The following is an 8,571-nucleotide window of genomic DNA, read 5'->3' as shown; positions in this document are numbered from 1 at the left end:
GACCCCTGCGCTTCTGTACCGAGATCTCGGCACAGAAGCGGATGGGTCGCCACAGAACCCCAAGCCCTGCTGCTGGTCGCGGGCACCCACGAATGCGTCGGAGTCACCGGCTATCAGGTGGTTGTGACTTATCTGGGTGCCCGCGCGCCTACCGGATCGCGTCTCGCGCCCCATCGGTGGGTTTGCGGAGGGAAACCGGCACCTGGTGCCGGAGAACCTCGGCAAAGCCCGGGTCCAGCGGATATGCACCACATCTCGGCGTCCTGGCTGGCCAATATGCGGTGCACATCCCCGGAACACCCCCCGGGCGGCCGCGTATGCGGGGCGGAGCTTGCTCCGCCCTTGCGCGCCCCAAAGCACGCCGCCCGGGACCCGCGGTCAAGGACGCCGCAGGCGCCGCGCAGCGGTACCGAAGGCATCCTTGACGGCGGGTTGCGGCGTGCTACGCGCGCGGCCGCCCACCCACGGATCCGTCACCAGAGCCTGATATCCGGTGACCGCGTCTGCCTGCGGGTGAGCCAGGTCACCCGCGTAGGGTTGAGCGCGTGACCCAGGTTGCTCCCGACGGCCGCAAGCTCCTCCGTCTCGAGGTCCGCAACGCCGAGACCCCGATCGAGCGCAAGCCGGAGTGGATCAAGACCCGGGCGAAGATGGGGCCGGCGTACACCGAGCTGCACTCGCTGGTGAAGTCCGAGGGGCTGCACACGGTCTGCCAGGAAGCGGGCTGCCCCAACATCTTCGAGTGCTGGGAGGACCGCGAGGCCACCTTCCTCATCGGCGGCGACCAGTGCACCCGGCGCTGTGACTTCTGCCAGATCGACACCGGCAAGCCCGAGCCTCTGGACCGCGACGAGCCGCGCCGCGTCGCCGAGTCCGTCCGCACCATGGGGCTGCGGTACGCCACCATCACCGGGGTCGCCCGCGACGACCTCGAGGACGGCGGAGCCTGGCTGTACGCCGAGACCGTCCGCGCCATCCACGAGCTCAACCCCGGCACCGGCGTCGAGAACCTCATCCCCGACTTCAACGGCAAGCCGGACCTGCTCCTCGAGGTCTTCGAGAGCCGTCCTGAGGTGCTGGCCCACAACGTCGAGACGGTGCCGCGGATCTTCAAGCGGATCCGCCCGGCCTTCCGCTACGAGCGGTCGCTCGACGTGTTGACCCAGGCCCGGGAGTTCGGGCTGGTCACCAAGTCCAACCTGATCCTCGGCATGGGCGAGACCCGCGAAGAGGTCAGCCAGGCGCTGCGCGACCTGCACGCCGCCGGCTGCGAGCTGGTCACGATCACCCAGTACCTCCGCCCGTCGGTGCGGCACCACCCGGTCGAGCGCTGGGTCAAGCCCGATGAGTTCGTGGAGCTGGCCGCCGAGGCCGAGGGCATCGGCTTCGCGGGCGTGCTGTCGGGACCGCTGGTGCGTTCGTCGTACCGCGCGGGACGGTTGTACCGTCAGGCCATGGATGCGCGCGAGGGCGCGTCCGCCTGAAACTGTTTGCGCCGCACACTGTTCGGTGCGCAAACGGTCTACGGGCTCAACCGTTGACGACCTATACCGATTACGCCGTACACAGATAGGCAGCGCCGCCGCATGGCCAAGGACAAGACCGCGCCGGAGAAGACCGGCCGGATCCAGCAGTTCCGTCAGACCTACCAGCTGACGAAGAAGACCGACCGCCGGATCGGGCTCTGGCTCCTCGGCGCGTTCCTGCTCGTCGGCGCGGTGGGGTTCGTCGTCTTCTACTTCCTGCTGCCGAGCAAGGGCGTCATCGGCCTGGTGATGGCGATCGTCGGCGCGGTGCTGTTCGGTTCGCTGGCCGCGCTGATCCTGTTCGGCCGCCGCGCGCAGAAGTCGGCGTACTCCCAGATGGAGGGGCAGCGCGGCGCGGCCGGGGCGGCCCTCCGGATGCTGCGCCGTGGCTGGCGGGTCTACGAGGAGCCGGTCGCGGTGACCAAGCAGATGGACGTCGTCTACCGCGTGGTGGGACCGCCCGGCATCGTGCTCGTCGGTGAGGGCAACCAGCACCGGCTCCGCACGCTGATGGCCAACGAGCGACGCCGGCACGAGCGGGTCGCCGCGGACACCCCGATCCGCGAGGTGATCTGCGGGAACGGCGAGGGCGAGGTGCCGCTGGCGAAGCTGGTCCGCCACGTCCAGAAGCTCGGCCGCGAGGTCAAGCCGGCCGAGATGACCGACGTCCTCAACCGGCTCAAGGCGCTCGACGCGAACCGCTCCCCCGTCCCGATGCCCAAGGGACCGGTGCCGACCAGCATGAAGGGGCTGCGCGGCAACCTGCGGGGCCGGTGACCCGCGTCCTCCTCGTGGGGCTCGGCCGGATCGCCCGGACCCACCTCGCGGTCCTCGACCGCCTGACCGAGAGGACGGTGGTGGCGGGCGTCGACCCGGCGCCGGCCTACGACGTGGCGTTCCCGGTGCACAGCACGCTCGAGGAAGGGCTGGCGACCGCGCCCGACCTGGTCGTGCTGGCCACCCCGACCGACAGCCACGTCGGCCTTGCGTCGGAGGTCCTTGCCAGGGCCGACGCCCTGGTGTTGTCGGAGAAGCCGCTGGCCCGGACCTCGGCGGAGGTCGCCGACCTCGAGGCGCGGCACTCCCCCGGCGTTCTCGAGTCGAGGCTGAAGGTGGCGCACCACTTCGCGTTCTCACCGGAGGTCGAGTGGGCCGTCGGGCTGGTCGCCGACCATCCCGAGTGGGGGCCGCCGACGCGGCTGACGGCGATGTCGACCGACGCCTACGGCACGCTCACCGACAGCCAGCGGGCCAGCCTGATCTCGAGCTTCGTCGACAGTGCGCCCAACCAGCTCAGCGTCGCGTCGGCGTTCACCACCGGCTGGCGCGTGGAGGCGCATGCCGACCGCGGCGACCGGTCCGTGACCACGATCGGCCACGACGGGGGCCGGACCGTGCTGTCCTCGAACTGGCTGGCCGGCGACAGCAGCAAGCACCTGGCGCTGGAGTTCCTCGGTGGCGAGGTGCGGGTCACGATCGAGCACTCCTCCATGACCGTGCTGGTCACGCAGGGCGACCGGGTCACCGCCCACGCGGCGTACGCCGACGACGTCGAGCGGAAGCAGGCGCACTACCTCGGCCTGTACGACGCGCTGCTGCACCGGCCGCACGATCCCCGGCTGGGTGTGGGGCTGGCGCTCCGGATCGCCCGGCTGCTCGAGGACGCCGCCGCGCTGCCGGCCGCGAAGGTGCGCTGGGACGACGTCGCCGCCTACCGCTTGTAACTGACTGTTCAGCACACTGGCCTGCGCGAGTTCGCGCATGGCAGCCTGCACAACGGTCAGTTACAAGCGGGGACCGACGGGAGTCACTCCCGCGACGCCGGAGCCTTGCCCACCAGCGCCCGGTAGGTGTCGAGCGTGACCACCGCGCTGCGGGCCGCCAGGTCGTGCAGGCCGCGGCCGTCGGGCCGGTAGACGAGCGGCGGGATGACCAGCGCGATCAGCACCTGCCGGAGCAGTGCGAGGTGCGGAGGCACCGGTCTCGGGTCGAGCCGGTCGTCGACGACCCGGACGACGCGGAGCCGGGTGGCCAGCTGGCCGAAGGAGCCGCCGCTGAGCGCGGTGAAGACGGCCGACTCGAGGACGAACACGCCCAGCACGTAGGTGCCGGCGGCCCGGTCGCCGGCCCACTGGTCCACCCCGCCGAGCACCAGGATGACGACGAGCGTGGCGGCGAACCAGTCGACGACCAGCGCCAGGATGCGCCGGGCCCAGGTCGCGGTGTCCACGATGTCACCCTCTCAGGTGCGGCTCCGCGGGCCGGCCACGAGGTGGGCGACCGCGACGGCACGCCGTCCGCCAAGGCGCCAACCATGACGCTCTGACTGCGCCCTCGTCACGTGTTACACGGGCGAAACAATCGCGATACGGTCGAGAAACTGGCCCTGCATACGGTGCGCAGGACCCAGCGGAGCCAAGGGAGAACTGCATGTTCCAGAACAGCGAAGAGCTGCTCAAGTACGTCAAGGACGAAGGAGTCGAGTTCGTCGACGTACGCTTCGTCGACCTGCCCGGCATCGAGCAGCACTTCACCGTGCCCGTCTCCTCCTTCGACCAGGACGTCTTCGACAACGGCCTGGCGTTCGACGGCTCCTCGATCCGGGGCTTCCAGGCCATCAACGAGTCCGACATGGCCCTGTTCCCCGATCCGACCACGGCGTACCTCGACCCGTTCCGGGTGGCCAAGACGCTGAACCTGAGCTTCTTCATCCACGACCCGATCACCGGCGAGGCCTACTCCCGCGACCCGCGCAACATCGCCCGCAAGGCCCTGACCTACCTCGGCACGACCGGCATCGCGGACACGGCGTACTTCGCGCCGGAGGCGGAGTTCTACATCTTCGACTCGGTCCGCTACTCCACGACGGCCAACGAGGGCTACTACCACATCGACTCGGTCGAGGGCTGGTGGAACTCGGGCTCGGACAACAACAACCGCGGCTACAAGACGCGGTTCAAGGGCGGCTACTTCCCGGTCGCGCCGTACGACCACTACGGCGACCTCCGCGACGCGATGGTGAAGAACCTCGAGGCGTCGGGGCTGCACGTCGAGCGGGCCCACCACGAGGTCGGCACGGCCGGCCAGGCGGAGATCAACTACAAGTTCGACACGCTGCTCAAGGCCGCCGACGACGTGATGAAGTTCAAGTACCTCATCAAGAACACGGCCTGGGAGCACGACAAGTCGGTCACCTTCATGCCGAAGCCGATCTTCGGCGACAACGGCTCGGGCATGCACGTGCACCAGTCGCTGTGGAAGGACGGCGAGCCGCTGTTCTACGACGAGACCGGGTACGGCGGCCTGTCCGACGTCGCGCGCTGGTACATCGGCGGCATCCTGCAGCACGCGCCGTCGCTGCTGGCGTTCACCAACCCGACGGTGAACTCCTACCACCGGCTGGTGCCGGGGTTCGAGGCCCCGATCTCGCTGGTGTACTCCTCGCGCAACCGCTCCGCCTCGGTGCGGATCCCGATCACCGGCTCCAATCCGAAGGCCAAGCGCATCGAGACCCGGTTCCCCGACCCGTCGGCGAACCCCTACCTCGCGTTCTCGGCCCTGATGCTCGCCGGCGTCGACGGCGTCAGGAACAAGATCGAGCCACCCGCACCGATCGACAAGGACATCTACGAGCTCCCGCCGGACGAGATGGCCGAGATCGACCAGGTACCGACCTCGCTCGGCGCCGTCCTCGATGCGCTCGAGGCCGATCACGAGTTCCTCACCGTCGGCAACGTCTTCACGCCGGACCTGATCGATACCTGGATCGACTACAAGCGCACCAACGAGATCGCACCCGTGCAGCTGCGCCCGCACCCACACGAGTTCGAGCTCTACTACGACATCTAGGCCTTTGTAGGCCTCTGACCTGCGAGTTTAGATTTTTCGGGGTCCCGTAGTCCGCAAAAAGTCCGCAAGATGGTCCGCAAAGCGTCAGCTCGGCGGACCATCTTGTGCGTCTCGGGCGCGGTCGGCGGACACATGTTCGGACCGGGTCAGGAGGACCGCGTCTATGGCTGCGCGGGTGCTGTCGTCGGAGTCTGGCCACAGGTGGGCGTAGGTGTCCAAGGTGGTCTTTGCGCTCGCGTGCCGCAGCCGCGCCTGCACCACCTTGACGTCCGCCCCGCTGGCGATGAGTAGCGAGGCGAAGTAGTGGCGCAGGTCCTGGAACCGGAACCCGGACGGAAGGTCGGGAACCTGCGCGCGTGAAGTCCACATGGCGCGCTGCAGGGTGCGTGGTGACAGAGGTCGTCGCAGCTCGTTGGCCAGGATGGTGCTTCGGCTCGACCAACGGGCGACGTGCGCGGAGAGCTCGAGCGCCAGGGACTGACCGATGGGGATCGGGGTCATGCTGGTCTCGGTCTTGAGCGGATCGTCGAGGAACTGCACGACGGGTGAGATGACTCCGCGCATGAAGTCGACGTCCCCTATGCGCAGGCCGCAGGCCTCTGAGAGCCGGAGGCCGGCGAAGGCGCCCAGGAGCACTGCCGCCCGCAGGTGTTCGGGCATCGCGTCGTGCAGGGCCCAGATCTGCTCGGTGGTCGCCACGTAGGCACGCTGCTTGCCTGCCGGTGGCGAGGTACGTCGCGAGCACGGTGACTTGGCGACCAGGCCGTCATGAACTGCGTCGGAGTAGATCTGCGCCAGCCGGCCGTGAAGCGCGTAGACGTAGCTGGGCGCCAGCCCTTCGGCGGCCAGCTTCGCGCACCACGTCCGCACCTGTGACGGTCGGATGGACGCGAGGCGTTGCTCGCCGAACTCGGCCCTGATGCGCACCAGGTGCACCTGCGCTTGGGTGACCGTCGACGTGCGATGGCCTTGGTATCCCGCGAGCCAGGTGTCGCACCACTCGGCGACGGTGGTGCGTGCCTGACGTGGTTCGACGTGCGTCCCGCTGACCAGCTTGGCCGTCTGCCCATCCAGCCATCGCTGCGCATCCACCCGCCGGTCGAAGTGCCTGGCGTGTTCCCGGTCCCCGTCGTCGCGGTACCGGGCGCGGTACTTCCCATCTGGGCGCTTCTTGATCGATGCCATCATTCCCTTCCTACGTGGATGCCACGCAACGGCAGTCAGGCTGCATTCGGGTCAACGCCGTGATCCTGCTCGGCGATCCAGCGGCGCAGTTCGCCATACGAGATCACCAGCCGCCGGCCCACCTTGAAGAACCTTGGCCCGGTGCCCTGCTGCCGCCACCAGCGCACTGTGTTGACAGGCACCCGGAGAATCCCGGCCACCTCCGACAACGTGATGAGATCCTCGTCCCGGGCGTGCGACATGTCGACCGTCACCTGCATTCTGACCACTCCTCTTGATAGGGCTGGGTGCACCTACCTGAAGAAGCAACAACACCCATCAGTAATCGGACACCGCTGACGGGCCTCAACACTTTCGTCGGGTGCAGTCAGTTTCGACTGCTGCCTGTGGATGAGGCGGAGCTTCATCGGCCGATGCCTTCAGCAGGCCCCCGCGGCGACTGATACGTGGTGAACTCAGGATCCCGATTGCGATGTGGCCGCCGTCCCTTGGCGATGCGCTGCGCCCGGAGCGCGGCTGCTTGGAGGATCACCGATCCGTACCGGTCGATGTCTTCGGCTGCCCGCTGGGCGGCGTGGGTGGGGCCGAGGTCCGCGCGGTCGCGGGTAAAGGTCTCGATCCAGTGAGATCGTGCGTCGTCGATGTTGTCGGCGACGAGGTGGGCGGTGTTGTGGTGTCGGCCGCGGGTCATCGCCACGTACGCGGACGCGGCGCTGGTGTGCTCGCCGAGGACCAGGTGCGCTCGGTCGACGGTGTCTCCTTGGGCGCCGTGAGCGGTGGTGGCGTAGGCGAGTTCGACGTGCTCACGCGCGTACGCAGCGGGGACGGTCCGCTCACCACGTCGCTCACCAGAACGTTCACCAACGCTGCCTGACGTGCGGCGTTGGAGGTGGAGGGTGCCGTCGGTGTCGAGGGCGGTGACGGTCCAGGTGTCGCGGTTGGCCACATCGAGGTCGGGGTCGTTGCGGCGGGTGGCGACGGTGTCGCCGATCCCGATCCGTTCGCCGGCGTCGGTGGTGAGCCACCGGGACGGGTCGGTCTGGCCGGTGGTGAGCCGGTGGTCGCGGGTGGCGGCGTTGAGCGCGGCGACCTGCTCCCGGGTGTCCGCGACCACGAGGTCGTCAACGCTCGTCAGTGCTTGGAGGCGTTCGACCTCGGTGGGGTGCAGGACGATCTGCCCGCGGCTGAGCAGGGTGTCGAAGACCTCACCGGGACGCTCACCAGTACGCATCAACAACGTGAGGGCGGCGTAGTCGGGGTCGGTGAACCGGTGCACTGTCTCCAGGGTGTGCTGAGCCCCGGGTGGGACCCAGCGGGCGGCGAGGTCGAGCACGCCCCCGCGGCCGACAGCGGGGAGCTGGTGCCGGTCCCCCATCAACACCACCTGGGCTCCGGTTTCATCGCCGATGGTGAGCAGTGCTCGTGCGGCGTCCTGGTCGAGCATCCCGGCCTCATCGACCAGCAGCACACTGCCCCGCCGCACATACCCGGGTGTGGATCTGTCGGGGCGTTGATCGGTGCGGCTCCAGCGGCCGTCGGGACCCTTGCGGAACCCGTAGGCATAGACCAGCTGCATCGCCGTCACGGCGTGGGCGGTCTCGAGCTGGCTGCTGGCGACCTGGGCTGCCTTCCGGGTGGGGGTGACCACGGTCAGGCTACCGGCCGGTGAGCCGGCCAGGGCCCGGGCGGCAGCTTTGAGGGTGGCGGTCTTTCCGGCGCCGGCGGCGCCCTCGATGACCAGCAGCCGGTACCGGCCGGCGATCGCCTCGACGACCCGCCGTTGTGTCGGGTCCAGGCCCTTGAGCGTGAAGGACCAGACGTGGCCGCCGCTCACGGGTGTCTGGGCGCGGTTGGTGAGCCGGGTGGTGAGGTCGGCCTCGACGTCGAGCACCTCCTGGGAGGTGAGGTTGCGGACGTGTTCGGGCACATCCCTCCGGTCGAGCAGCGGCAAACAGGCGTCGAGGGCGCGGCTGGTGAGGTCCTCGGTGAGCTCGACCCGCACCTGACCGTC

At 68.9% G+C, this 8,571-nt stretch carries 8 protein-coding genes; 4 read left to right on the top strand and 4 right to left on the bottom strand.

Going from position 1 to position 8,571, the window contains the following annotated elements; translation table 11 throughout:
* Positions 1-545: 545 nt before the first annotated feature.
* The 3 genes from lipA (at position 546) to VFV89_RS05400 (ending at position 3,250) form a co-directional block, all read left to right on the top strand.
* Positions 546-1,484, top strand: a complete 939-nt coding sequence (lipA, locus tag VFV89_RS05410; RefSeq protein WP_329704888.1) for a lipoyl synthase — start codon at positions 546-548, stop codon at positions 1,482-1,484.
* A 102-nt stretch (positions 1,485-1,586) separates the two neighbouring features.
* On the top strand, positions 1,587-2,303 hold the full coding sequence (locus tag VFV89_RS05405; RefSeq protein WP_329704887.1) for a DUF4191 domain-containing protein: 717 nt from the start codon (positions 1,587-1,589) through the stop codon (positions 2,301-2,303).
* On the top strand, positions 2,300-3,250 hold the full coding sequence (locus tag VFV89_RS05400; RefSeq protein ID WP_329704886.1) for a Gfo/Idh/MocA family oxidoreductase: 951 nt from the start codon (positions 2,300-2,302) through the stop codon (positions 3,248-3,250). The genes VFV89_RS05405 and VFV89_RS05400 overlap by 4 nt, the downstream gene beginning before the upstream one ends.
* Before the next feature lie 83 nt (positions 3,251-3,333).
* On the opposite strand, the gene VFV89_RS05395 is transcribed toward VFV89_RS05400, so the two are convergent.
* On the bottom strand, positions 3,334-3,756 hold the full coding sequence (locus VFV89_RS05395) for an RDD family protein (RefSeq protein WP_329704885.1): 423 nt from the start codon (positions 3,754-3,756) through the stop codon (positions 3,334-3,336).
* A gap of 200 nt (positions 3,757-3,956) precedes the next feature.
* On the opposite strand from VFV89_RS05395, the gene glnA reads away from it, so the two are divergent.
* Positions 3,957-5,375, top strand: coding sequence for a type I glutamate--ammonia ligase (glnA, locus tag VFV89_RS05390; protein ID WP_329704884.1), 1,419 nt, complete (start codon positions 3,957-3,959; stop codon positions 5,373-5,375).
* An 84-nt stretch (positions 5,376-5,459) separates the two neighbouring features.
* On the opposite strand, the gene VFV89_RS05385 is transcribed toward glnA, so the two are convergent.
* From VFV89_RS05385 to VFV89_RS05375, 3 genes are all read right to left on the bottom strand, one after another.
* Positions 5,460-6,560, bottom strand: a complete 1,101-nt coding sequence (locus tag VFV89_RS05385) for a site-specific integrase (protein ID WP_329704883.1) — start codon at positions 6,558-6,560, stop codon at positions 5,460-5,462.
* A gap of 35 nt (positions 6,561-6,595) precedes the next feature.
* Positions 6,596-6,820, bottom strand: coding sequence for a helix-turn-helix domain-containing protein (locus tag VFV89_RS05380; RefSeq protein ID WP_329704882.1), 225 nt, complete (start codon positions 6,818-6,820; stop codon positions 6,596-6,598).
* A gap of 143 nt (positions 6,821-6,963) precedes the next feature.
* On the bottom strand, positions 6,964-8,571 hold a 1,608-nt coding region (locus VFV89_RS05375; RefSeq protein ID WP_329704881.1), incomplete at its 5' end, for an ATP-dependent DNA helicase.

The organism is Nocardioides sp. (assembly GCF_036274455.1).
In the GTDB taxonomy this organism is placed as follows: domain Bacteria; phylum Actinomycetota; class Actinomycetes; order Propionibacteriales; family Nocardioidaceae; genus Nocardioides.
This window is presented reverse-complemented; position numbering and strand designations above follow the sequence as displayed.

Coding starts and splice junctions, on each gene's coding strand:
- VFV89_RS05405 (WP_329704887.1), top strand. CDS start 1,587: ATGGCCAAGGACAAGACCGCGCCGGAGAAGACCGGCCGGATCCAGCAG.
- glnA (WP_329704884.1), top strand. CDS start 3,957: ATGTTCCAGAACAGCGAAGAGCTGCTCAAGTACGTCAAGGACGAAGGA.
- VFV89_RS05380 (WP_329704882.1), bottom strand. CDS start 6,820: ATGCAGGTGACGGTCGACATGTCGCACGCCCGGGACGAGGATCTCATC.
- VFV89_RS05385 (WP_329704883.1), bottom strand. CDS start 6,560: ATGGCATCGATCAAGAAGCGCCCAGATGGGAAGTACCGCGCCCGGTAC.